Source organism: Microbacterium sp. KSW4-4, assembly GCF_023091185.1.
Taxonomy (GTDB): Bacteria; Actinomycetota; Actinomycetes; order Actinomycetales; family Microbacteriaceae; genus Microbacterium; species Microbacterium paraoxydans.
In genome coordinates, this window is sequence record NZ_JAHWXJ010000001.1 from 240,892 (window position 1) to 262,300 (window position 21,409).

Annotated in this window: 28 protein-coding genes; 24 read left to right on the plus strand and 4 right to left on the minus strand. The window is 70.1% G+C overall.

Annotated elements, in window-relative coordinates:
* Positions 1 to 11: 11 nt before the first annotated feature.
* Entirely contained in the window at positions 12 to 1,163 is a 1,152-nt protein-coding gene (locus KZC57_RS01175; protein WP_247640870.1) for a glutamate--cysteine ligase, read from the minus strand.
* Between the two features lie 208 nt (positions 1,164 to 1,371).
* On the opposite strand from KZC57_RS01175, the gene rpsP reads away from it, so the two are divergent.
* Genes rpsP through KZC57_RS01205 form a run of 6 tightly spaced genes read left to right on the plus strand, consistent with a single transcriptional unit; the run spans position 1,372 to position 4,631 of the window.
* Positions 1,372 to 1,809 carry a 30S ribosomal protein S16 gene (gene rpsP / locus KZC57_RS01180; RefSeq protein ID WP_060922204.1) on the plus strand — a complete coding sequence of 146 codons (438 nt, stop codon included), beginning with the start codon at positions 1,372 to 1,374 and terminating at the stop codon, positions 1,807 to 1,809.
* A gap of 6 nt (positions 1,810 to 1,815) precedes the next feature.
* Entirely contained in the window at positions 1,816 to 2,046 is a 231-nt protein-coding gene (locus KZC57_RS01185; protein WP_025103341.1) for an RNA-binding protein, read from the plus strand.
* Position 2,047: 1 nt separating this feature from the next.
* Positions 2,048 to 2,647 (plus strand): ribosome maturation factor RimM, encoded by a 600-nt coding sequence (gene rimM / locus KZC57_RS01190; protein ID WP_105949769.1) that lies wholly within the window; start codon positions 2,048 to 2,050, stop codon positions 2,645 to 2,647.
* A gap of 19 nt (positions 2,648 to 2,666) precedes the next feature.
* On the plus strand, positions 2,667 to 3,371 hold the full coding sequence (gene trmD, locus KZC57_RS01195; RefSeq protein WP_105949770.1) for a tRNA (guanosine(37)-N1)-methyltransferase TrmD: 705 nt from the start codon (positions 2,667 to 2,669) through the stop codon (positions 3,369 to 3,371).
* Between the two features lie 46 nt (positions 3,372 to 3,417).
* Positions 3,418 to 4,152: a class I SAM-dependent methyltransferase gene (locus tag KZC57_RS01200; RefSeq protein ID WP_247640871.1), complete on the plus strand. Its 735-nt coding sequence runs from the start codon at positions 3,418 to 3,420 to the stop codon at positions 4,150 to 4,152.
* The gene (locus KZC57_RS01205) at positions 4,149 to 4,631 is read left to right on the plus strand and encodes a pyrimidine dimer DNA glycosylase/endonuclease V (RefSeq protein ID WP_144881038.1); all 483 of its coding nucleotides are present in this window, start codon (positions 4,149 to 4,151) and stop codon (positions 4,629 to 4,631) included. Before KZC57_RS01200 ends, KZC57_RS01205 begins: the two co-directional genes overlap by 4 nt.
* Here the strand turns inward: KZC57_RS01205 and map are convergent.
* Complete coding sequence (gene map / locus KZC57_RS01210) at positions 4,594 to 5,376, minus strand: type I methionyl aminopeptidase (RefSeq protein ID WP_060922199.1); 783 nt, start codon at positions 5,374 to 5,376, stop codon at positions 4,594 to 4,596. The genes KZC57_RS01205 and map overlap by 38 nt on opposite strands.
* Positions 5,377 to 5,484: 108 nt before the next feature.
* On the opposite strand from map, the gene KZC57_RS01215 reads away from it, so the two are divergent.
* The 9 genes from KZC57_RS01215 to KZC57_RS01255 all read left to right on the plus strand — a co-directional run bounded on the left by KZC57_RS01215 (position 5,485) and on the right by KZC57_RS01255 (position 12,523).
* On the plus strand, positions 5,485 to 5,973 hold the full coding sequence (locus KZC57_RS01215; protein WP_144881039.1) for an MFS transporter permease: 489 nt from the start codon (positions 5,485 to 5,487) through the stop codon (positions 5,971 to 5,973).
* A gap of 169 nt (positions 5,974 to 6,142) precedes the next feature.
* The gene (rplS, locus tag KZC57_RS01220) at positions 6,143 to 6,493 is read left to right on the plus strand and encodes a 50S ribosomal protein L19 (RefSeq protein ID WP_025103348.1); all 351 of its coding nucleotides are present in this window, start codon (positions 6,143 to 6,145) and stop codon (positions 6,491 to 6,493) included.
* Positions 6,494 to 6,612: 119 nt separating this feature from the next.
* Complete coding sequence (gene lepB, locus KZC57_RS01225) at positions 6,613 to 7,338, plus strand: signal peptidase I (protein WP_060922197.1); 726 nt, start codon at positions 6,613 to 6,615, stop codon at positions 7,336 to 7,338.
* The gene (locus KZC57_RS01230; RefSeq protein ID WP_105949775.1) at positions 7,335 to 7,994 is read left to right on the plus strand and encodes a ribonuclease HII; all 660 of its coding nucleotides are present in this window, start codon (positions 7,335 to 7,337) and stop codon (positions 7,992 to 7,994) included. The genes lepB and KZC57_RS01230 overlap by 4 nt, the downstream gene beginning before the upstream one ends.
* Before the next feature lie 56 nt (positions 7,995 to 8,050).
* Complete coding sequence (locus tag KZC57_RS01235) at positions 8,051 to 8,377, plus strand: DUF2469 family protein (RefSeq protein WP_017204525.1); 327 nt, start codon at positions 8,051 to 8,053, stop codon at positions 8,375 to 8,377.
* 111 nt (positions 8,378 to 8,488) lie between these two features.
* The gene (locus KZC57_RS01240; protein WP_060922195.1) at positions 8,489 to 8,851 is read left to right on the plus strand and encodes a YraN family protein; all 363 of its coding nucleotides are present in this window, start codon (positions 8,489 to 8,491) and stop codon (positions 8,849 to 8,851) included.
* The gene (locus KZC57_RS01245) at positions 8,848 to 10,377 is read left to right on the plus strand and encodes a YifB family Mg chelatase-like AAA ATPase (protein ID WP_083370851.1); all 1,530 of its coding nucleotides are present in this window, start codon (positions 8,848 to 8,850) and stop codon (positions 10,375 to 10,377) included. The genes KZC57_RS01240 and KZC57_RS01245 overlap by 4 nt, the downstream gene beginning before the upstream one ends.
* On the plus strand, positions 10,374 to 11,564 hold the full coding sequence (gene dprA, locus KZC57_RS01250; protein ID WP_247640872.1) for a DNA-processing protein DprA: 1,191 nt from the start codon (positions 10,374 to 10,376) through the stop codon (positions 11,562 to 11,564). The genes KZC57_RS01245 and dprA overlap by 4 nt, the downstream gene beginning before the upstream one ends.
* Positions 11,565 to 11,620: 56 nt before the next feature.
* Positions 11,621 to 12,523 carry a tyrosine-type recombinase/integrase gene (locus tag KZC57_RS01255; RefSeq protein ID WP_247640873.1) on the plus strand — a complete coding sequence of 301 codons (903 nt, stop codon included), beginning with the start codon at positions 11,621 to 11,623 and terminating at the stop codon, positions 12,521 to 12,523.
* Between the two features lie 21 nt (positions 12,524 to 12,544).
* On the opposite strand, the gene KZC57_RS01260 is transcribed toward KZC57_RS01255, so the two are convergent.
* Positions 12,545 to 13,090: a peptidoglycan DD-metalloendopeptidase family protein gene (locus KZC57_RS01260; RefSeq protein ID WP_247640874.1), complete on the minus strand. Its 546-nt coding sequence runs from the start codon at positions 13,088 to 13,090 to the stop codon at positions 12,545 to 12,547.
* A gap of 361 nt (positions 13,091 to 13,451) precedes the next feature.
* On the opposite strand from KZC57_RS01260, the gene rpsB reads away from it, so the two are divergent.
* The 9 genes from rpsB to KZC57_RS01305 all read left to right on the plus strand — a co-directional run bounded on the left by rpsB (position 13,452) and on the right by KZC57_RS01305 (position 20,217).
* Positions 13,452 to 14,393, plus strand: coding sequence for a 30S ribosomal protein S2 (gene rpsB, locus KZC57_RS01265; RefSeq protein ID WP_025103356.1), 942 nt, complete (start codon positions 13,452 to 13,454; stop codon positions 14,391 to 14,393).
* Between the two features lie 41 nt (positions 14,394 to 14,434).
* Positions 14,435 to 15,262 carry a translation elongation factor Ts gene (gene tsf / locus KZC57_RS01270; RefSeq protein ID WP_060922803.1) on the plus strand — a complete coding sequence of 276 codons (828 nt, stop codon included), beginning with the start codon at positions 14,435 to 14,437 and terminating at the stop codon, positions 15,260 to 15,262.
* Positions 15,263 to 15,352: 90 nt separating this feature from the next.
* Entirely contained in the window at positions 15,353 to 16,069 is a 717-nt protein-coding gene (gene pyrH, locus KZC57_RS01275) for a UMP kinase (protein ID WP_060922802.1), read from the plus strand.
* 67 nt (positions 16,070 to 16,136) lie between these two features.
* Positions 16,137 to 16,691 (plus strand): ribosome recycling factor, encoded by a 555-nt coding sequence (gene frr, locus KZC57_RS01280; RefSeq protein ID WP_060922801.1) that lies wholly within the window; start codon positions 16,137 to 16,139, stop codon positions 16,689 to 16,691.
* A 5-nt stretch (positions 16,692 to 16,696) separates the two neighbouring features.
* Entirely contained in the window at positions 16,697 to 17,842 is a 1,146-nt protein-coding gene (locus tag KZC57_RS01285) for a phosphatidate cytidylyltransferase (RefSeq protein ID WP_247640875.1), read from the plus strand.
* A gap of 20 nt (positions 17,843 to 17,862) precedes the next feature.
* Positions 17,863 to 18,444 (plus strand): DivIVA domain-containing protein, encoded by a 582-nt coding sequence (locus KZC57_RS01290; protein WP_060922799.1) that lies wholly within the window; start codon positions 17,863 to 17,865, stop codon positions 18,442 to 18,444.
* Between the two features lie 67 nt (positions 18,445 to 18,511).
* Positions 18,512 to 19,201 (plus strand): transglycosylase SLT domain-containing protein, encoded by a 690-nt coding sequence (locus KZC57_RS01295; protein ID WP_247640876.1) that lies wholly within the window; start codon positions 18,512 to 18,514, stop codon positions 19,199 to 19,201.
* 9 nt (positions 19,202 to 19,210) lie between these two features.
* On the plus strand, positions 19,211 to 19,498 hold the full coding sequence (locus tag KZC57_RS01300; protein WP_082750107.1) for a hypothetical protein: 288 nt from the start codon (positions 19,211 to 19,213) through the stop codon (positions 19,496 to 19,498).
* Positions 19,495 to 20,217, plus strand: a complete 723-nt coding sequence (locus KZC57_RS01305; protein WP_247640877.1) for an alpha/beta hydrolase — start codon at positions 19,495 to 19,497, stop codon at positions 20,215 to 20,217. Before KZC57_RS01300 ends, KZC57_RS01305 begins: the two co-directional genes overlap by 4 nt.
* 18 nt (positions 20,218 to 20,235) lie before the next feature.
* Here the strand turns inward: KZC57_RS01305 and KZC57_RS01310 are convergent, their stop codons facing one another.
* Positions 20,236 to 21,297: an AI-2E family transporter gene (locus KZC57_RS01310; RefSeq protein ID WP_060922797.1), complete on the minus strand. Its 1,062-nt coding sequence runs from the start codon at positions 21,295 to 21,297 to the stop codon at positions 20,236 to 20,238.
* Positions 21,298 to 21,409: the final 112 nt, after the last annotated feature.

Here is a 21,409-nt window from a genome sequence, read left to right on the forward strand (position 1 = left end):
CGGCGTTCGCGTCACTCGCCTTCGATCGAGGACTGCGGTCCGGTCCGGAACTCGCGGATCAGATGCTGGACCACGGCCCGGAGGTCGCCGTCCGTGGCGTCCGCCACCGCGAGCTGACGGGCGTAGCTCGCGCCGCCGTCGAGGATCGTCGCGATGCTGCCGAACTCGCGCACGCACCCGAGCTCGACGGCGACCGGGGTCAGTTCCTCGATCTTCTCGGTCAGGTGCTCGCGCATGGGCCGCTGCGTGCCGATCGTGTCGACGATGACCCGGGCGTCCAGGCCGTATCGGGCCGCGCGCCACTTGTTCTCGCGGTGGAACCACGCGGGGAGGTCGGGCAGGGCGGCCCCTTCGTCCAGGAGCCGGGAGAAGTGCTCGACGAGGACCTGCACGAGCGCGGCCACGGCGGCCATCTCGGAGAGCGTGGACAGGCCGTCGCACGCCCGGACCTCGATCGTGCCCCAGCGCGGAGCGGGACGGATATCCCACCGCACCTCCGTGGCGTCGGCCATGACTCCGGTGCGGACCATGTCGTCCAGGTAGCGCTCGAACTCCGACCAGTCGCGCAGCGGCCAGGGCAGACCCGCCGTGGGCAGCTGCTGGAAGACGAGAGCGCGATTGGAGGCGTACCCCGTGCGTTCCCCGGCCCAGAACGGGCTGGACGCCGACAGCGCCTGCAGGTGGGGGAGATAGGCCGACAGCGCGTTGATGATGGGGAAGACCTTGCGCTGCTCGTCGACGCCCACGTGCACGTGGATGCCCCAGATCATCATGTTGCGCCCCCACCACTGGGTGCGCTCGATCAGGCTGTGGTAGCGGGTCTTGTCGGTCACCGACTGGTCGTACCACTGGGCGAACGGGTGGCTTCCGGCGGAGAGCAGCTCGATCCCTGCCGGGTCGGTGGCCGACCGCACCGCCGCGATCGCGTTCGCGATGTCGTCGACGGCGTGGGCCACGGAGTCGCCGATCCCGCTGGTCACCTCGATGGTGTTGGTGAGGAGCTCGCCGGTGACGGTGTGGCGTTCGTCTTCGCTCTCCGCCTCCAGCGCGGCGAGGAGCTCCGGCGCGCGACCGACGAGATCACCGGTCTCTGGATCGGCGAGCATGATCTCCCACTCGAGACCGACGGTGGAGCGGGCCGAAGCGGCGAAGTCGAGCTGCACGGGGACAGTCTGACACGGGGCCGGGCCTGCTCCGCAACGCCGTGTCGCCGGGTTTCGCACGCGGCGCACGCATCTGGCAGAATAGAGGGTCGGACGACGTGCTCGACCCTCTATCCAGCGCTCGTCCTCCTCATTTGAGCTTCCGCCGGGTGTGCACCCCACGCTCCAGGCGACCGGTTCGTTTCCTTCCACACCATTCAGGAGAATCGTGGCTGTCAAGATTCGTCTCAAGCGCATGGGCAAGATCCGCGCGCCGTACTACCGCATCGTCGTCGCCGACTCGCGCACCAAGCGCGACGGTCGTGTGATCGAGGAGATCGGCAAGTACCACCCCACCGAGGAGCCCTCGTTCATCGAGGTCGACTCCGAGCGTGCGCAGTACTGGCTCTCCGTCGGCGCGCAGCCGACCGAGCAGGTCACCGCCATCCTCAAGATCACCGGCGACTGGGGCATCTTCAAGGGCGACAAGGACGCGAAGTCCACCCTCAAGGTCGCCGGCGAGAAGGCCGCGTTCGAGGCCGACGCCTCGAAGAAGTCGGTCATCAAGCCCAAGGCGGAGAAGAAGGAGGAGGCCCCCGCTGCGGAGGCCCCCGCCGCTGACGCCGACGCGGAGGCCGCTGAGGCTCCCGCCGCCGACGCCGAGTAATCCATCGTGCTCGCCGCCGCGCTCGAACACATCGTCAAGGGGATCGTCGATCACCCCGAAGATGTGCGCATCCACGAATCCTCGTCGCCTCGTGGCGACCTGCTCGAGGTGCGTGTGCACCCCGATGACCGTGGACGCGTGATCGGGCGCGGCGGCCGCACGGCCAAGGCCCTGCGCACTCTCGTGAGCGCCCTCGCCGACGGGCGCCGCGTCCGCGTCGACGTCGCGGACGACTGACGTGGTGTCGCAGGACCGCACCCAGGGCCGTAACCAGCTGCGCGTCGGGCGCCTGGTCAAGGCCCACGGGCTCAAGGGCGCCCTGAAGCTCGAGCTCTACACCGACAACCCGGAGCGGCGCTTCGTCCCCGGGGCCGCGTTCACGTTGCAGGTGCCCGAGGCATCTCCGTGGCACGGCAAGGAGATCGTCGTCCGCGAGTACCGCGTGATGAACGGGAACCCCGTCGTCTTCTTCGAGGACGTGGACGACCGGAACGCCGCCGAGAGCCTCGTCCGCGCCATCCTCTGGATGGACCAGGACGAGGACGAGACCGAGGACAACGCCTGGTTCGACCACCAGCTCGTCGGTCTGGACGTCGTCCGCGACGAGGTGGTCATCGGCCGCGTGGTCCGGGTCGAGCACCTGCCCGCGCAGGACCTCCTGATCGTCAAGCCCACGGCGACCGGCAGCACGGACGAGGTGATGGTCCCGTTCGTCGAGGCCATCGTCCCCGCCGTCGAGGTCACCGCCGGCCGCATCATCGTCACCCCGCCGGCCGGGCTCTTCGAGGAGCTTCCCGAGTCGGAGGACGAGACCGCTCCCTCCGACACCGCCGAGTGACCGCTGATACGGTTCCCCCGTGCGCATCGACGTCGTCTCCATCTTCCCCTCGTACTTCGACGGACTGACGCTCTCCCTGCTCGGCAAGGCGCGCGGCTCGGGTCTGCTCGACCTCCAGGTGCACGATCTCCGCGACTGGACGCACGACCGCCATCGCACCGTCGACGACACCCCCTACGGCGGGGGAGCCGGCATGGTCATGAAGCCGGAGCCGTGGGGCCTCGCTCTCGATGAGCTCACGGCGGACGCCGCCCCGGCGCCGACCATCATCTTCCCGTCGCCGGCGGGGGAGGTCTTCACCCAGGCGACCGCGCGGGAACTCGCGGGGCGCGACCACCTCGTGTTCGGCTGTGGGCGCTACGAGGGCATCGACGAGCGCGTCTTCGAGTACGCCGCCGAGCGGGGCGAGGTGCGGTTGCTGAGCCTCGGCGACTACGTCCTCAACGGCGGCGAGGTGGCGACGATGGCGATGATCGAGGCCATCGGCCGCCTGATCCCGGGCGTCGTCGGCAATCCGGAGAGCCTGGTCGAGGAGTCGCACGAGGACGGCCTCCTCGAGTACCCGTCGTACACCAAGCCGTCGGTGTGGAGGGAGCGCGCGGTCCCCGATGTGCTCCTCAGCGGCAACCACGGTGCGATCGCGGCATGGCGTCGCGAGCAGCAGCTCGTCCGCACCCGCCTGCGGCGCCCTGACCTGCTCCCGGACGCACCGACCGACGGCTGACCGGGCCGCGACCATCCGCCGCGACGAGTGCTGTTAGCGTCGATACATGGTGGATGTGACACGCGCGCGATCGTTCGAGAGCATCGGCGAGGAGTACGACCGCTACCGGCCGGGGTTCCCGGAGTGTGCGGCCGACATCGTCGTTCCGGACCGGGTCGCCACGGCGCTCGATCTCGGCGCCGGCACCGGGAAGTTCACGGGGCTGCTCGTCGCGCGGGCGAGGCGGGTGATCGCGGTCGAGCCGTCTGCGCCGATGCTCGCCGTGCTCGCGCGGACGCTGCCGACGGTCGACGCGCGGCCGGGGACCGCGGAGAGCATCCCCGTGCCGGACGGCTCCATCGATGCCGTCAGCGTCGCGCAGGCGTTCCACTGGTTCGATCGGGACGCGGCGGCGGCCGAGATCGCTCGCGCGCTCGTGCCTCACGGCACGCTCGGGCTGCTGTGGAATCGCGCCGACCCCGCCTGCGACTGGGATCTCGCGTGCCACCGGGTGGCGCATCCCGCGGTCGGCGCGGACGACGACACCTCCGCGTCGGCGACGGACCTTCCCGGCTTCCTCCTGGAGATCCACGAGGAGGTGCGCTGGACGGAGCGGATCACCCGCGAGGACTACCTCCGACGGTGGGGCACGGTGAGCAGCTTCCTCGTGGCGGACGATGCGGAGCGCGCGGCGATGGTGGCGGCCCTGGAGGCAGTGCTGGACGGCGCGGACGAGACGCGGGGGAAGGCGGAGTTCGAGCTGCCGCACCTCACCGACGTGTTCCGTTACCGCCGCGCATGAGGATCTGGTCGCTGCACCCCGAGTACCTCGACCGTCAGGGGCTCGTCGCCTGCTGGCGGGAGACGCTCCTCGCCCAGGCGGTGCTCGCCGACGCCACGAAGGGGTATCAGCGGCATCCGCAGCTCGAGCGCTTCCGGGCGGTGGCCGATCCGGTGGCCGCGGTGGGCGCGTACCTGGCAGGTGTCGCCGACGAGGCGGACGCCCGCGGCTATCGTTTCGACCGCACGCGGATCCGGCGGATTGAGTCGGCGATACCGCCGATCCCGGTCACCACGGGTCAGCTCGCGCGGGAGTGGGAGCATCTGCGGGCGAAGCTCGCCGAGCGCAGTCCGGAGGTGCTCACCCGACACGGGGCTGTGGAGCTCCCGAGGGCGCACCAGCTGTTCGTCGTCGTTCCCGGGCCGGTCGCGCCCTGGGAGCGCGCCGACCCCGCGGCCGGAGTCAGTCGACGCCGAGGAACGAGCGATCCGTCAGGATGATCGGACCGTCCTCGGTGATGGCGATGGTGTGCTCGGAGTGCGCGCCGCGGGAGCCGTCCGCGCTGCGCAGCGTCCACCCGTCGGGGTCGGTGATCAGCTCGTCCGTCGTCGCGAGGAACCAGGGCTCCAGCGCGAGCACGAGGCCGGCACGGAGCGGGAAGCCGCGTCCTGCGCGGCCGTCGTTCGCCACATGAGGGTCGCCGTGCATCGTGCGGCCCACGCCGTGACCGCCGAAGTCGGTGTTGATGGAGTAGCCCTCGCCGTGCGCGATGTCGGCGATCGCGGCGGAGATGTCGCCGATGCGCTTGCCGACCACCGAGGTCTCGATCGCGGCGGCCAGCGCGCGCTCCGTGGTGTCGATGAGACGGAGGTCCTCGTCCCGCGGTGTACCCACGACGAAGGAGACCGCGGAGTCGGCGACCCAGCCGTCGACCGAGACGGCGAAGTCCAGGGTGACGAGGTCGCCGTCCCGGAGCGCGTAGTCGTGCGGGAGGCCGTGCAGCACGGCGTCGTTCACCGAGGTGCAGATGACCTTGCCGAAGGGGCTCGCCCCGAAGGAGGGGTGGTAGTCGATGTAGCAGGACTCGGCGCCGGCCTTGCGGATCATGTCATGGGCCCGGCGGTCGATCGCCAGGAGGTTGGTGCCGACCTTCGTCTCGTCGCGCAGGGTCGCCAGGGTCTCGGCGACGAACCGGCCTGCCGCGCGCATCTCATCGATCTCGGCAGGGGTGCGCAGTTCGATCATCAGTGTCCTCTCGTCGTCTCCATTCTCCCTGATCGCAAAGGTGCCCGGCGCCTGCCGCTCTCAGCGAACACCCGTGACGCGCCGGCGCGGTCGCCGTAGCATCGGAGCATGTGGATCCGACAGGCCTTCTTCCGCTGGCTGCTGCCGTCGGCGTTCCTTCTGCCGCTGTGGCTTCTCATCGGCTGGGCCGTCTTCCAGGGCGGCTGGTCGATCCTCTGGGTGCTGCTCATCGCGATGCCCTCGGTGTTCGTGGGGCAGCTCCTGCTCACGCTGCTGACGCGCTCCCGCCCGTCGGTCCGCGCCGAGCGCGCCGTCTCGTGGTGGGACGTCGCCGGGTTCGGTCTCTGGCACGCGCTCACGATCGCAGTCGGCTTCTTCATCGAGGGGGCCTTCGGCTGGCTCCTCGCGGCCGCCATCGTCGTGGGCATCGCCCTGGTGTGGCTGCAGCTGTGGCAGCTCTGGAACGAGGCGCGGGGGAGCGGGACGCGGATCCGCGAAACCATCTCCTGGTCGACGATGACGCCGCCGCGCACCGAGAGCCCGCAGACGAGTGTGCACGAGGTGATCGTGGTGCGGGAGACCGACGACCGGCTCTGACCTGTCGTTTTGGTCGGGCCTGTCATCCGTGGCAGAATGGTTGTTTGTGCCGTGACCGGCTCTGCCCCAGGGGAGCCCGCGGACGCGTCAGCGCCGTTCGGCACACTCCCATTCTTGTTCCTTCCTAATCCGTGCATCCGACCTGAGGCGAGTGCAGAGAGAGACGATCATGCAGATCCTCGACGCCGTCGACGCGGCTTCGCTCCGTTCCGACATCCCCGAGTTCTTCCCCGGTGACACCGTCAAGGTGCACGTCAACATCACCGAGGGCAACCGCTCCCGTATCCAGGTCTTCCAGGGCGTCGTCATCGGCCGCCAGGGTGACAGCGTCCGCGAGACCTTCACCGTCCGGAAGATCAGCTTCCAGGTGGGTGTCGAGCGTACCTTCCCCGTGCACTCCCCGGTGATCGACCACATCGAGGTCGTCACCCGCGGTGACGTGCGTCGCGCCAAGCTCTACTATCTGCGCGAGCTTCGCGGCAAGAAGGCGAAGATCAAGGAGAAGCGCGTCAACAACTGACGCGAAGCTTCTTCACAGCACCCCGGGACACGATGTCCCGGGGTGCTTTCGTTCTGTCCCCGGTGTGCGAACCTTGTTACTGCCGTGCGCTCACGGTGCACTCTTCGAGAAGGAACCAGATGACTGACTCTCCGTCCGCACGCCCGACACGACGGCGGCGCGGGTTCCTGGTCTTCCTCCGCGACGTGCTGGTCATCGTCGTCATCGCCGCGCTGGTGTCCTTCGTCATCAAGACGTTCGTCGTGCGCTCGTTCTACATCCCGTCGGCCTCCATGGAGCGGACGCTGCTGATCGACGACCGCATCCTCGTCGACGAGCTGACGCCGCGCTGGACCGGCTATGAGCGCGGCGACATCGTCGTCTTCAAGGACCCGGGGGGCTGGCTCGACCCGATGCCGCAGACCCCGGCACAGCCGCCGCTGGTCAAGGCCGTCGACTGGGTGCTGACTTTCGTGGGCATCTCGGCCACCGACACGCAGGACCACCTCGTCAAGCGGGTGATCGGGGTCGAAGGCGATCACGTGGTGTGCTGCAACGCGTTGGGGCAGATCACCATCAATGGGGCCCCGATCGACGAGCTGAGCTACCTGAACCTTCCCGAAGGGGACACCGCGGCTTCCAACGAGCCGTTCGACGTCGTCGTGCCGGAAGACTCCGTGTGGCTCCTCGGCGACAACCGCGACCGCTCCCGCGACGCCCGCGCACACCAGGAGCTGCCCAGCGGCGGATTCGTCCCCGTCTCGAACATCGTGGGCAAGGCGTTCCTGACGACGTGGCCGCTCGACCGATTCGGACCGATCGACGGCCATCACGAGATCTTCAACGGGGTCCCGGATCCCGAATGACCGTCATCACGCCTCGACTGACCCTGGAGCGGAAGCTCCTGGGGGAGTGCGACCTCATCATCGCCCTCGATGAGGTCGGTCGCGGCGCATTGGCGGGACCTGTGGCCGTCGGAGCAGCCGTGATGGACGCCAAAGGCGCCCGCCGTCGGGTTCCGGAGGGCCTGCGCGACTCGAAGCTGGTGCCCGAGCGCCGGCGCCCGGACGTGGCCACCCGCGCCGCCGCCTGGGTGCAGGCCTCCGCCGTCGGCTGGGCGACCGCGGCGGAGGTCGACGAGGTCGGGATCATGCGGGCCCTGGGCCTCGCCGCTTCGCGGGCCGTGGAGGCGGTGGTCGCACAGGGCGCGACGGTGGAGAACGCCCTGGTCCTGCTCGACGGCAATCACGACTACGTCTCGCGAGTGCATCCCGTGCCCCTGCGGGTGCGGCCCGTCATCAAGGCGGATCGCGACTGCGCCTCGGTGTCCGCGGCGTCGGTGATCGCGAAGGTCGCGAGAGACGGTCACATGGCGGAGCTGCACGAGGGTCACCGCGACTACCAGTGGGATCGCAACAAGGGGTACGCGAGCCCGGAGCACCGGGAGGCCATCCGCTCGTTCGGGCTCTCCCCGTTCCACCGGTCCTCGTGGGCGATCGCCGACGCGCCGACGCTGTTCTGAGCGGCCGCGCCCGGGATGCCGCGACCGGCGCCGGACGACCATAGGATGGACTCATCATGGATGAGGAAGCCTTCGACGACTACGACCGCGAGCTGGAGCTCGCGCTGTTCCGCGAGTACCGCGACGTCGTCTCTCAGTTCCAGTACGTCGTGGAGACCGAGCGTCGCTTCTACCTGGCCAACGAGGTCAACGTCGTGCGGCGGGACACCGAGCACGACTTCTACTTCGAGATCTCCATGAGCGACGTGTGGGTGTGGGACATCTACCGGGCTGACCGCTTCGTGAAGGCCGTCCGGGTGCTCACGTTCAAGGACGTGAACGTCGAGGAGCTCCAGCGCCGCGAGTTCGAACTGCCGCAGGAGCTCTCCCTCGACGGAGAGTGACGCGGCGCGCCGTTTCTGCACAGCGGTGACATTCTTCGTCGTTTCCACAGCCTCTGGACTGTTCGCGCGGGACCACGGCGGTGACGGGGTGCTGACGTCCATTCTGTCGGGATGGCAGCGAAAGACGACCTCGGGCGAGCCGGGGAGCAGCAGGCAGCGGACTATCTGACGAAGCGCGGGTATCGGATCGTCGACCGCAACTGGCGGTGTCCCCAGGGGGAGCTGGACATCGTCGCGATCATCGGCCCCCATGTCGCGGTGGTCGAGGTCAAGACACGGCGGTCAGCGGCGTTCGGGCACCCGTTCGATGCGATCGATGACCGCAAGCGGCGCCGGCTGTGGCGTCTCGCCTACGCCTGGCGTGCGGCACACCCCGAGCTGGCGCGCGGACGGGCCCTCCGGGTGGAAGCGGTCGGCATCATCGGCGCGTCCGTGGCGACGGCCTCGATCGAGCACCTCGAGGACATCGCATGAGCACGGCGCGAACCTGGTCCGTGGCGCTCACCGGGGCCGAGGGGCATGTCGTCGAGGTCGAGGCCGACCTCTCAGCGCAGACGCCGGAGTTCCGCATCATCGGCCTCCCGGACAAGTCCCTGGGCGAGGCCGTGCAGCGCGTGCACAACGCCTGCGGGAACTCCGGCCTCCCGCTGCCGCGGCGACGGCTGACCGTCAACCTCTCGCCCGCGAGTCTGCCGAAGCACGGGGCCGCCTTCGACCTGGCGATCGCGGTGGCCTGCCTCGCCGCGGGCGACGTGATCGCCCGTCGCGCCGTCCGGCAGACCGTGCATCTGGGAGAACTCGGGCTGGACGGGAGGCTGCGTCCCGTGCCGGGAGTGCTGCCGGCCGTCTTCGCCGCCGCTCGTGCCGGCTTCGACCGCGTGATCGTGCCGCACGGCAATGCGGCTGAGGCGGTTCTCGTCGGCGGCGTGGAGGTGCGTGCCGCCGCCTCACTCGCGGAGGTCGCCGCCTGGCACGGCGCGGACGTCGAGGTGCCCGATGTCGAGCCGGTTCCGGGGCCGCAGCCGCCGGAGGAGAAAGCGGACGAGCGCGACCTGAGCGACGTCCTCGGGCAGGAGGAAGCCGTCGAGGCGCTCATCGTCGCTGCCGCCGGTGGCCACAACATGCTCCTGAGCGGTCCACCGGGAGCAGGGAAGACCATGCTCGCAGGGCGCCTGCCCGGCATCATGCCGCCGCTGACCGAGCAGGAGGCGATCGAGGTGGCCTCGGTCCGCTCCCTCTGCGGTGAGGCCGTGACCGGACTCGACCACCAGCCCCCGCTGGTCGCTCCGCACCACAGCGCCTCGGTGGCGGCGATGGTGGGAGGCGGATCGCGGACGGCGCGCCCCGGCGCGGTCGCCCGTGCGCATCGGGGCGTCCTGTTCCTGGACGAGGCGGCGGAGTTCCCGCGGGTGGCCCTGGACGCGCTCCGCCAGCCGCTCGAGACGGGATTCGTCGATGTGCATCGCTCGGGCTTCGTGGTGCGATTCCCGGCGCGGTTCCAGCTGCTCTTGGCGATGAATCCGTGTCCCTGCGGCAACCGCGGCGTCCGTGATGGCGACTGCATCTGCCCGCCTCAGGCGCTGCGACGCTATGCCACGCGGCTCTCCGGGCCGTTGCGCGATCGTCTCGACATCGATCTGCCGGTCACGCGCGTCGCAGCCTCCCGTTCGATCGCGGGGGAGCGCTCCGGAGCGACGACCGCCGAGGCCCGGGATCGCGTCGGCGCGGCCCGCGCACGAGCCGAGCGGCGCTGGCGCGGCACACCGTGGCGTCGGAATGCGGAGATCCCCGGCACTGTGCTCCGGCATGGCGGCTACCGTCTCCCGTCGGACGTGCGGGCGGGGCTCGATCGCGCCTTGGAACGCGGGGCGTTGACGCTCCGCGGTTACGACCGCGTCCTCCGGGTGGCGTGGACCATGGCCGATCTGGCCGGACGCGACCGCCCCGGCACGGACGAGGTCGGGCGGGCGCTGCTCCTGCGGACGGGGGTGGCACGATGATCGACGGACTCCTCTCTCAACAGGAGGCACTCGACGCGGCGCGGGGCGTGCGCGGAACAGACGAGGTGACGGAGGCGCTGGCGCGGGTCGCGTGGTCCGTCATCGCCGACCCCGGGGACGCCGTCGCCGCGACCCTCGTGCGCGAGTTCGGGCCGGCCGACGGGCTGCGCTTCGCGTTGGACGGGGCGGGACGGCCGTGGCCGGTGGTCCGAGCCGTGGGGGCACGACGGGCCCTCGACGACGCGCGCGCCCGGTGGCGGCAGCGCGCCGATCCGGCGGCGGTGATCGGCGCCGTCCGTGGCGCACGGAAGGCAGGTGCGAAGCTGCTGCTCCCCGGAGACCCCGACTGGCCGCTGTCCGTCGATGATCTCGATGCGGAGGCGCCGATGGTGCTGTGGGTGCGCGGGCGCAGCGACCTCCTGTCGAGCGCGGCGCGCGTTGCGATCGTGGGAGCCAGGGCGGCCACCGCCTACGGGGAGCGTGTCGCCGCCGACATCGCCGGAGACCTGGCTGTCGGGGAGACGGCGGTCGTGTCCGGCGGTGCGTACGGCATCGACGGCGCAGCGCACCGCGCCGCATTGACCGTCGGCGGGGGGACGATCGCGGTCCTCGCCGGGGGCGTCGACCGCCCGTACCCCGCCGGTCACCGGAACCTTCTGTCCCGCATCGCGGTCGACGGAGCCGTCGTCAGCGAGGTGCCGTGCGGGACGGCCCCGACGCGGTGGCGCTTCCTCGCGCGCAACCGGCTGATCGCGGCGCTGGGGCAGGCCACCGTGGTCGTGGAGGCGGGCTGGCGCAGCGGCTCCCTCAACACGGCGGGGCATGCGGCAACGCTCGGCAGGCCGCTCGGCGCGGTGCCCGGTCCCGTGACGTCCGCCTCGTCGGCCGGCTGTCACCGGCTGCTGCGCGAGTACGACGCGGTGTGCGTCACCTCCGCGGCGGAGGTGGCCGAGCTGCTCCCGGCCGGCGCGCGGTCGCAACGGGGACTCGATGCGACGGACGACGCGCGGGTCGTGCTCCTCCGTGCGCTCAGCACGCGAGCCGCTCGCACGGAGGCGGAGCTCGCCCAGCGCGCCGATCTCACCGTCGACCGGACCCGCGCCGTGCTCGGCCTGCTCGATCTCGACGGGCTCGCGCGACGCGACGGCGACGGCTGGCGTGGCGTGGGCGCGGCACGCACATCGTAGGCAGGGTCCCGGCGGGGCGCGTCGCTCTGAAGGCGGGGGAGCGGCAGGCTGGGGATATGGACTTCGCGGTCGCTGTCGAGGCGTTCGCCGACCACCTCGAGAAGGTGCGTCGGCTCTCTCCGGCGACCGTGAAGGCGTACCGTTCCGATCTGCGGGACCTCGGGACGAGCGTGGGGGGTGGCCCGGTGAGCCGTATCGACCTGGAGATGCTGCGCGAATGGCTGTGGCAGGCGACTCAGCGGGGTGACGCCCGTGCGACGCTGGCCCGACGCGCGGCCACGGCGCGAGCGTTCTTCGGGTGGGCGCGCGAGCAGGACCTCGTCCCTGTCGACCCCAGCCTGCGGCTCGTGGCACCGAAGCGCGCGAAGACGCTGCCGACGGTGGCATCGAAGGACGCGATGTCGGAGCTGTTGGAGCGACATCGGCAGGCGGCGGCCTCGGGCGATCCCGCGGCCCTCCGCGACCACGCGGTGCTGGAATTCCTCTACGGTGCGGCGGTCCGCGTCTCCGAACTCTGCGGCCTCGACATCGACGACCTGGATCTCGATCGGGGGACGGCCCGCGTGCGGGGCAAGGGCGACAAAGAGCGCGTCGTCCCGTTCGGCGCTCCGGCGCGGGATGCGCTCACCGCCTACCTGCGTCGCGCTCGACCAGCTCTCCTCGCACGGGCCGGGGCCGCCTCGCCCGCCGTCTTCCTCGGCAGTCGCGGTGGGCGCGTCGGTCCGCGGACGGTCTACGAGGTCGTCGCCCGTGCGCTCGCACCCGTCGTCGGCGCGGAGACCGTCGGGCCGCACGCCCTCCGTCACACGGCGGCGACCCATCTGCTGGACGGTGGTGCGGATCTCCGTGCCGTGCAGGAGATCCTCGGGCACGCGAGCCTGGGGACCACGCAGATCTACACGCACGTGTCGGCGGAGCGGCTGACGGCGACGTATCGCCTCGCGCACCCGCGGGCCTGAGCGCGGAGCCCGCCCGTCGGATCATCCGTCGCAGCAGGGCAGGAGCCGCGCCCGCAGGAGGCCGCCGAACAGGAGCATCGGGTTGATGTACTCGCCGTCGCGTCGCACGCCGACGTGCAGTGAGTCGGGTGGAGTGTGACCACCCGTGGCGACACGGCCGATGTCCTGGCCTCGGCGGACCGGGTCTCCCGCGCGCAGGGGCGACTCCACGGGCTCGAACGTGCTCACGAGGCCATCCGCGTGTCGGATCGTGAGCAGCGGACGATCGACGACGACGCCCTGGAACGCGACGATCCCCTCCGCCGGGGCGACGACGGTGCCGCCCGCAGCCGCAGCGACGTCCACGCCGCGGTGTCCGGGGCCGTAGGCGTGCGCTGGCGCGCGGTAGGCGACGCTCACGCGGCGCGTCCCGTCGACGGGCCACTGCCAGGGGATGTCGGAGACGAACTCGTCGGGCACGGGCGCGAGGCCGTGTGCCGCCGACGCCGCTCGGGCGGCGGGCGGAGACGGGAACGGAGCACCGCCACACAGGAGTGCGACAGCGGCGAGGACTGTGGCGATCAGCACCCGGAGGAGAGAGGGGTGCGGGCGAGAGCGAGGGCGAGGAGGGGACGGAGGAGTCATCACGCGAGTGTGCGTGACCGGTGCGGGCCGGCGGAGCGGCCGCTCTCCGCCAGGGCCGGTGGCAGGGGAGAAGGCCGAGCATCGCGCCGCTGTGGAGGACGAGCTGGCGCCGCATGATCCTGTATGCTGGACGAGCACCTCGATCTCGGGGTGACTACGCGTGCCCAGAGCGACTCTGTCGTGGCATCCACTCCCGCAGGTCCCGTTTCCGAACGGGTGGGGGTGAGCCGGGCACCAGGATGTCCGACCGTCCGGTCGGCATGACAACCTCAACGGCGCCCCGCGCCAGAATCAGGAGACGACCATGGCTGTGGTCACCATCCGCCAGCTGCTCGACAGCGGCGTGCACTTCGGACACCAGACCCGTCGGTGGAACCCGAAGGTGAAGCGCTTCATCCTCACGGAGCGCAGCGGCATCCACATCATCGACCTCCAGCAGTCGCTCGGCTACATCGACAAGGCCTACGACTTCGTCAAGGAGACCGTGGCGCACGGCGGCACGATCCTCTTCGTCGGCACCAAGAAGCAGGCGCAGGAGATCCTCGCGGAGCAGGCCACACGCGTCGGCCAGCCCTACGTGAACCAGCGTTGGCTCGGCGGCCTCCTCACCAACTTCTCCACCATCGCGAAGCGTCTCGCCCGCATGAAGGAGCTCGAGGAGCTCGACTACGAGAACCCCTCCGCTTCCGGCTTCACGAAGAAGGAGCTGCTGCTCAAGAAGCGCGAGCTGGACAAGCTCCACAAGTCGCTCGGTGGTATCCGCAACCTCACCAAGACGCCGTCCGCCCTCTGGGTCGTCGACGCCAAGCGTGAGCACCTCGCCATCGACGAGGCCAAGAAGCTGGGCATCCCGGTGATCGGCATCCTCGACACCAACGCCGACCCGGACGACTTCCAGTACCCGATCCCCGGCAACGACGACGCCATCCGTTCGGTGTCGCTGCTGACGCGCATCATCGCCGACGCCGCCGCCGAGGGCCTGCAGCAGAAGCACAACCCGGAGTCGGGCGACGCGGAGCCGCTGGCCGAGTGGGAGAAGGAGCTTCTCGAGGCTCCCGTGCAGGAGTCCGCTGACGCCGCCGAGGTCGTGACCGCGGACGACGAGGCCGCTGTCGTCGAGACCCCGGCCGCTGACGCCACCGCCGCCGACGAGGCCGGTGCCCAGGCGCACGACGAGGCGATCGCCGCCGCTTCCGGTGAGGAGACCGCCGAGGTCGCCGCCGCCGAGGCCGCAGACGCCAAGTAATCCCTCGTACACCCACACAACGAAGCAAGGAGCCACCACACATGGCCAACTTCACCATCGCCGACCTCAAGGCGCTGCGTGAGCAGCTCGGCACGGGAATGGTCGACACCAAGAAGGCGCTCGAGGAGGCTGACGGCGACGTCGAGAAGGCCACCGAGATCCTGCGCCTGAAGGGTGCGAAGGGCAACGCCAAGCGCGCCGACCGTTCGACCAGCGAGGGCCTCGTCGTCGCTCGTGAGCAGGACGGCGCCGTGACGCTCGTCGAGCTCGCCTGCGAGACCGACTTCGTCGCGAAGAACGAGCGCTTCATCGCGCTGGCCGACAAGGTCGCCGACGCCGTCGCCGCCGTGAAGGCCGACTCGGTCGAGGCCGCCCTCGCCGCTCCGGCGGGCGACAAGACCGTCGAGCAGCTCATCTCGGAAGAGGCCGCCATCATCGGTGAGAAGGTCGAGCTCCGTCGCGTGCGCACCGTCTCCGGTGACAGCGTCGAGGTCTACCTCCACCGCACGAGCAAGGACCTGCCGCCGCAGATCGGTGTCGTCGTCGCCTACACGGGTGACGACGCCGAGACCGCGCGCAGCATCGCCCAGCACATCTCGTTCGCGAACCCGTCGTACCTGTCCCGCGAGGACGTGCCGGCGGATGCGGTCGAGAAGGAGCGCGAGATCGTCACCGAGATCTCCCGCAACGAGGGCAAGCCCGAGGCCGCTCTGCCGAAGATCGTCGAAGGCCGCGTCTCCGCGTTCATCAAGCAGGTCGCCCTGCTGGAGCAGGACTATGCCAAGGACAACAAGCTCTCTGTCGCCCAGGTGGCGAAGGACGCCGGTATCACCGTGACGGACTTCGCGCGCTTCAAGGTCGGCGCGTAGCACTGTCGAAGGGGTTCGGATCGCTCGATCCGAACCCCTTCTTCATGCCCACCAGGCACTATCTTGAATCGGGACGAGAGGACACCCCCCATGACTGAACGCACCGGACGCCGTCGCGTCCTCCTCAAGCTCTCCGGAGAGGCGTTCGGCGCCGGGCAGCTCGGCGTCAACCCCGACGTGGTCAGCCAGATGGCGCGGGAGATCGCCGCCGCGGTCGACCGGGTCGAAGTGGCGGTCGTCGTCGGCGGAGGCAACTTCTTCCGTGGGGCCGAGCTCAGCCAGCGAGGAATGGATCGCGGGCGCGCCGACTACATGGGCATGCTCGGCACCGTGATGAACGCTCTGGCTCTGCAGGACTTCCTCGAGCAGGCGGGTGCCGCGACGCGTGTGCAGTCCGCGATCTCGATGACCCAGGTCGCCGAGCCCTACATCCCGCGTCGGGCGGAGCGGCACATGGAGAAGGGCCGCGTCGTCATCTTCGGCGCCGGCGCGGGCCTGCCGTACTTCTCCACCGACACGGTCGCCGCGCAGCGCGCACTGGAGATCGGCGCGCAGGAGGTCCTCGTGGCCAAGAACGGCGTCGACGCGATCTACACCGCCGACCCGAACAAGCACGCCGACGCGGAGCGCATCGATCGCGTGACCTATCGCGATGCTCTGCAGCAGGGCCTCAAGGTCGTCGACTCGACGGCGTTCAGCCTGTGCATGGACAACAACATGGACATGCGCGTCTTCGGCATGGAGCCGGCGGGCAACGTCACCCGCGCGCTCCTGGGCGAGCCCATCGGCACGCTCGTCACCGCCTGAGCGCCTGCACGGGACGGGAGCCCGCTCCCGATAGAATTTCCAGAACACCCCGACGATAGGAGCCACCGTGATCGCGGACGTCCTCGCTGAAACCACCACCCGCATGTCCCGGGCCGTCGAGGCTGCCAAGGAGGACTTCTCCACGGTGCGCACCGGTCGTGCGAACCCGCAGCTCTTCCAGAAGGTGCTGGTCGACTACTACGGCACGCCGACCCCGCTCGCGCAGCTCGCCTCGCTCGCGAACCAGGAAGCACGCACGCTCATCATCACGCCGTACGACAAGTCCGCGCTCAAGGCGATCGAGCAGGCCATCCGCGACATGCCGAACCTCGGGGCGAACCCCACGAACGACGGCAACCTCGTGCGGGTCACGATGCCCGAGCTCACCGCCGAGCGGCGCAAGGAGTACGTGAAGCTCGTGAAGTCCAAGGCCGAGGACGCCAAGGTCCACGTCCGCGGCATCCGCCGGAAGGCGAAGGACGAGCTGGACGGCTTGAAGAGCGAGCTCGGTGAGGACGAGATCGCCCGCGGCGAGAAGGAGCTGGACGCGCTGACCCGTCAGCACGTCGATCTCATCGACGACGCGCTCAAGCGCAAAGAGGCCGAACTCCTCGAGGTGTAGCTCGTATGTCCGATGAATCGCGCGGCGCTGAGGAGGGCACTCCGGTGACGCGCCGGGAGGAGCGGCCGGAGGCCGGTCCTGACGGCGGCGTGCCGCTCGCCGACGCCGCCTTCCCGGCGTTCGACGCGGATCGGGTGCCACCCCGGCCACCACTCCCGGCGCCGCCGGGTGCGGCTCCTGTCACCGCCGACCGCCTCGACACCGCCGACCACAACGCGATCCGCGAGCAGTGGCGTCAGGCGCGCGACGAGTTCGGCACGCATGTCTCCCATGCGCGCGATCAGCTCGACCAGGCGAACGAGCGCATCAAGCAGCGCACCGGTCGCGATCTGATCCTCGCGATCCTCATCGGACTCGCATTCGGCGCGGCACTGCTCGGTTCGCTGCTGTTCATCAAGGCGCTGTTCGTGCCGTTCGCGTTGGCTGCGGCCCTCCTCGGCGTGTACGAGCTCTCCCGCGCCCTGCGAGCGGCCGGGCGTCGTGTCGACGTCGTCCCGCAGCTGATCGCCGCGACGTTCCTTGTCCTGTCCGCGTACTTCGCCGAGCCGTGGCTGAGCTGGGTCATGCTGTTCGTCTCCGTGGCCTTCGTCATCGTCTGGCGCCTGCTCGCCCAGATGGTCGCGAAGGACGGCCGCACATACGGAGATGTGCTCACCGACGCCGTGATCGGCGGTTTCGTGCAGGTGTACGTGCCGTTCCTCGCCGGCGTGGCCCTCATCCTGCTCGAGCAGGAGGGCGGGCAGTGGTGGGTGCTCAGCTTCATCGCGATCGCGGTCGCCGCGGACACCGGTGCGTATGCGGCTGGACTCGCCTTCGGGCGGCACCCGATGGCACCGCGGATCAGTCCCAAGAAGACCTGGGAGGGCTTCGGCGGCGCCGTGGTCGCGTCGCTCGTGGCGGGCGTGCTCCTCGCGATCTTCCTGCTCGATCTGCCCTGGTGGGGTGGCGTGATCTTCGGCGCCGCGATCCTGCTGTCCGCGACGCTCGGGGACCTCGGCGAGTCGATGTTGAAGCGCGACCTCGGGATCAAGGACATGAGCTCGTGGCTTCCAGGGCACGGAGGACTCCTCGACCGGCTGGACAGCATCCTGCCGTCGACGATCCCCGCCCTCTGCCTGTACTTCCTCCTCTCTCCCTGGTTGGTGCTGTGATGAACGACAGTGGTGCTGTGATGGACGACGACCGCCGCGAGGGCACCGTGCAGAGCACGGCCAAGCCGGCGTTCGCACTCACGACCGGACGCACGAAGGGGTACCACCGCGCCGCGGTGGACGGGTTCCTCGCGTCGGCGCGACAGACATTCGAGAGCGGTGCGGACGACCTCACGGCCGAGGACGTGCGCACCGTCTCCTTCCCGCTCGTCAAGGAGGGCTACGTGGTGGCGGACGTCGACGCGGCCCTCGGACGCGTCGAGGATGCCTTCGCCGCGCGCGAGCGGGAGCGCGCCGTGCGCTCCCTCGGAGCGGGCGCATGGGTGGAGCAGGCGAGGGCCGACGCGCAGGTGATCCTGGACCACCTGGCGCGTCCGCGTCGGCACCGGTTCGCCCGCACCGGATTCCTCACCTTCGGCTACCGCGTCGACGAGGTCGATCACGTCACCTCCCGCATCGTCCGCTACCTGCGGGACGGCGACGCGCTGTCGGCCGAGCAGCTGCGGTCCGCGGCGTTCCGCATGCAGCGCGGCGGCTACCGCGAAGAGCAGGTCGACGCGCTCCTGGACGCCACCATCGACGTGATCCTGGCGGTCCGCTGAGCACGTCTGATGGCCTCTTCAGGCAGGTATGCGTAAACTGTCCTCCATCGTGAACTCCCGAAACGACATGATGCCCGATCGAAACGACGCCCTGCTGGTACCCGCAGCGACGTCCGCGTCGGCCTCCCGCGGCACCCGCCGCTGGTCTCGCCGCCGCGGTGTCGTCGGGGTCTTCAGCTCTCTCGCGGTCGTCGGATTCGCCGCCGCGATGGTCGCGCCCACCGGTGTCGCCCTGGCGCAGCCCATGGCCACGGACGCACCGGACTCCGTGTATGCGGTAGCACTGGCGGACACGCAGAACCTCACCGTCACGGTGGAAGGAGCGGCGATCACCCCCGTCGAGCGCGGGTCGTTCGACATCTACGTCAAGCCCAAGCCGAAGCCCAAGCCGAAGCCGGCCCCGGCGACCACGTCCTCGTCGTCCGACGAGCCGGAGGGCGGATCCTCCGGCGGCGGTGGGCTCCCGCCGTACAGCGGCGGCGGCGCTCCCGCGGAGTGGATGGCAGCCGCCGGGATCGCGCAGAGCGACTGGCAGTACGTCGACTACATCGTCTCGCGGGAGAGCGGTTGGAACCCCAACGCGACCAACTCGTCCTCCGGCGCCTGTGGCCTCGTCCAGGCGCTGCCCTGCAGCAAGGTGCCGGGCAACGGCTACAACCCGGTGGACAACCTCCGTTGGGCCACCGGATACGCCACCGGTCGCTACGGCAGCTGGGCAGGCGCGTACAACTTCTGGGTCACCAACCACTGGTGGTGAGCCGGCACCATGCCCCGCTCACGCCGACGTCCTTCCGCGCGCCCTGAGGGCGATGACTCCTTCGAGCGTCTCCTCGCCGGCTGGAAGCGCACCGAGGTCCGCCGAGGCGTGGAGTGGACGGTGCAGCCCGTCTCCGCACTCCAGGCGCAGAAGGCGTACGTCTGCCCGGGTTGCGGACGGTCCGTCGAGCCCGGTACCGCCCACCTCGTCGCCTGGCGCGCGGACGGTGTTCTCGGCGACGCCGCGGCTCTCGCCGACCGCAGACACTGGCACAACCACTGTTGGAGGATCGCATGACCATCGAGATCCGGGGACCGCTGGAGCTTCCGGCGCGTCGTGAGGACATCGAGCTGCACACCGCGGACGGCCTGACGCTCGTCGGCGAGCTCGCGATGCCGGAGGCCGACGCGCCGGCCGCGACCCTGGTCACGCTGCACCCGCTGCCGACCGCCGGCGGCTTCATGGACTCGCACATCATCCGGAAGGCGTCCGCGCGGCTGCCCGCCCTGGCCGATCTCGCGGTGCTGCGGTTCAACACGCGTGGCACCACATCGCCGCGCGGCACCAGCGAGGGAACGTTCGAGGGCGGCGCTGCGGAGCAGTTCGATGTCGCAGCCGCCATGGACTTCGTCCGTGACCGCGCGCTGCCGCGCCCGTGGCTCGTCGGGTGGTCCTTCGGGACGGAACTCGCCCTCAAGTACGGTGCCGACCACGACATCGAGGGCATCATCCTCCTCTCGCCGCCGTTGCATCGCGCTACGGCGGAGGAGGTCGCCGCCTGGGGGAAGACCGGCCACCGCGTGGTCATCCTCGTGCCCGAGTTCGATGACTACCTGCGCCCGGCGGAAGCGCGGGAGCGCTTCGCGACGATCCCCCAGGCGCAGCTGATCGCGGTCGAAGGAGGCAAGCACCTGTGGGTGGGGGAGACCCAGACGCGCCGGGTGCTCACAGAGATCGTCGCCGCGGTCAATCCGTCGGCTCTGCCGCTGCCGACCGACTGGTCGACCGAGGACTGACGCCGCGGGCGACCCTGGTCATCGTTCGTTCATACGCGGGATGAGCACCTGGCGGTAGAGGATCAGGATGCTGGCGGCCACCGGGATCGCGATGAGCGCCCCGAGCAGGCCCAGCAGGCTGCCTCCGGCGAGGGCGGCCACCACGACGACGGCGCCGGGCACGGAGACCGCGCGGCTCATGATGCGCGGCGAGATCACGTACGCCTCGATCTGCATGTAGATCAGGTAGTAGATCGCCGCCGCGAGAGCCGTGCCGGGGGAGCCGAGGCCAGGGATGAGGCAGACGAGGACGATGATCGTCGAGCCGGTCAGGGTGCCCACCAGTGGGATGAGCGAGAAGAAGAAGGCGACGACCGCGAGAACGGCGGGGAACGGCGCGTCGATGATCGTGAGGTAGATCGCGCTGAGGACGCCGTTGATCACGCCCTGGCTGACCTGGCCCATGACGTAGTAGCCGACCGAGTCGGTGATCTGCTCCGAGAGATCGATGAAGCGATCCCGCTTGGACGCCGGGACGAGCTGGTACACCGCGCGCTTGAGCGAGGGCGTCGAGGCCGTGAGATAGATGGTCAGGATGAGGACGATGAACGCGCCGAACACACCGCTGAGCACGGCGCCGCTGGCGATCAGCACGCCCTGACCGATCGACCCGCCGATCTCCGCGAGATTGGTGGTCAGCCAGTCCTCCACGTACGCGAAGACGTCGTCGACGAGGAGGTTGGGGAACGTCTCCTGGATCCAACTCCGCAGGTCCTCGATCGCGGTTCCGCGTTGCACGATCGCCGTGATCTGGGCGATGAGCTGCGAGATCTGGTCGACCAGCACCGGCAGCACGATGAGGATGATCCCGACGAAGACGGCCAGCACGGCGACGATCGTCACGAGGACCGCGAGCCACCGGGGCAGGCGTCGACGCTCGAGGAACGTGACCAGGGGATCGAGTCCGAGGCTGAGGAAGAGCGCGGTCCCGATGTACAGCAGCACGGTCGACAGCGTCTGCACGCTGCTGATCAGGACGATCCCGAGGCCCACGCCCAGTGTCGCCACGAGGGCGGTGCGGAACGGGTTGTGGATCTTCATGCGGACTCCTCGGTACGGCTGCAGCAAGGCTACCCATGCCGCGGCTCGACGCGCCGCCGACGTGCCGCGCGACGGAGGAGGGAGGGCCCTCGTGGTCAACACACAGGTGGGT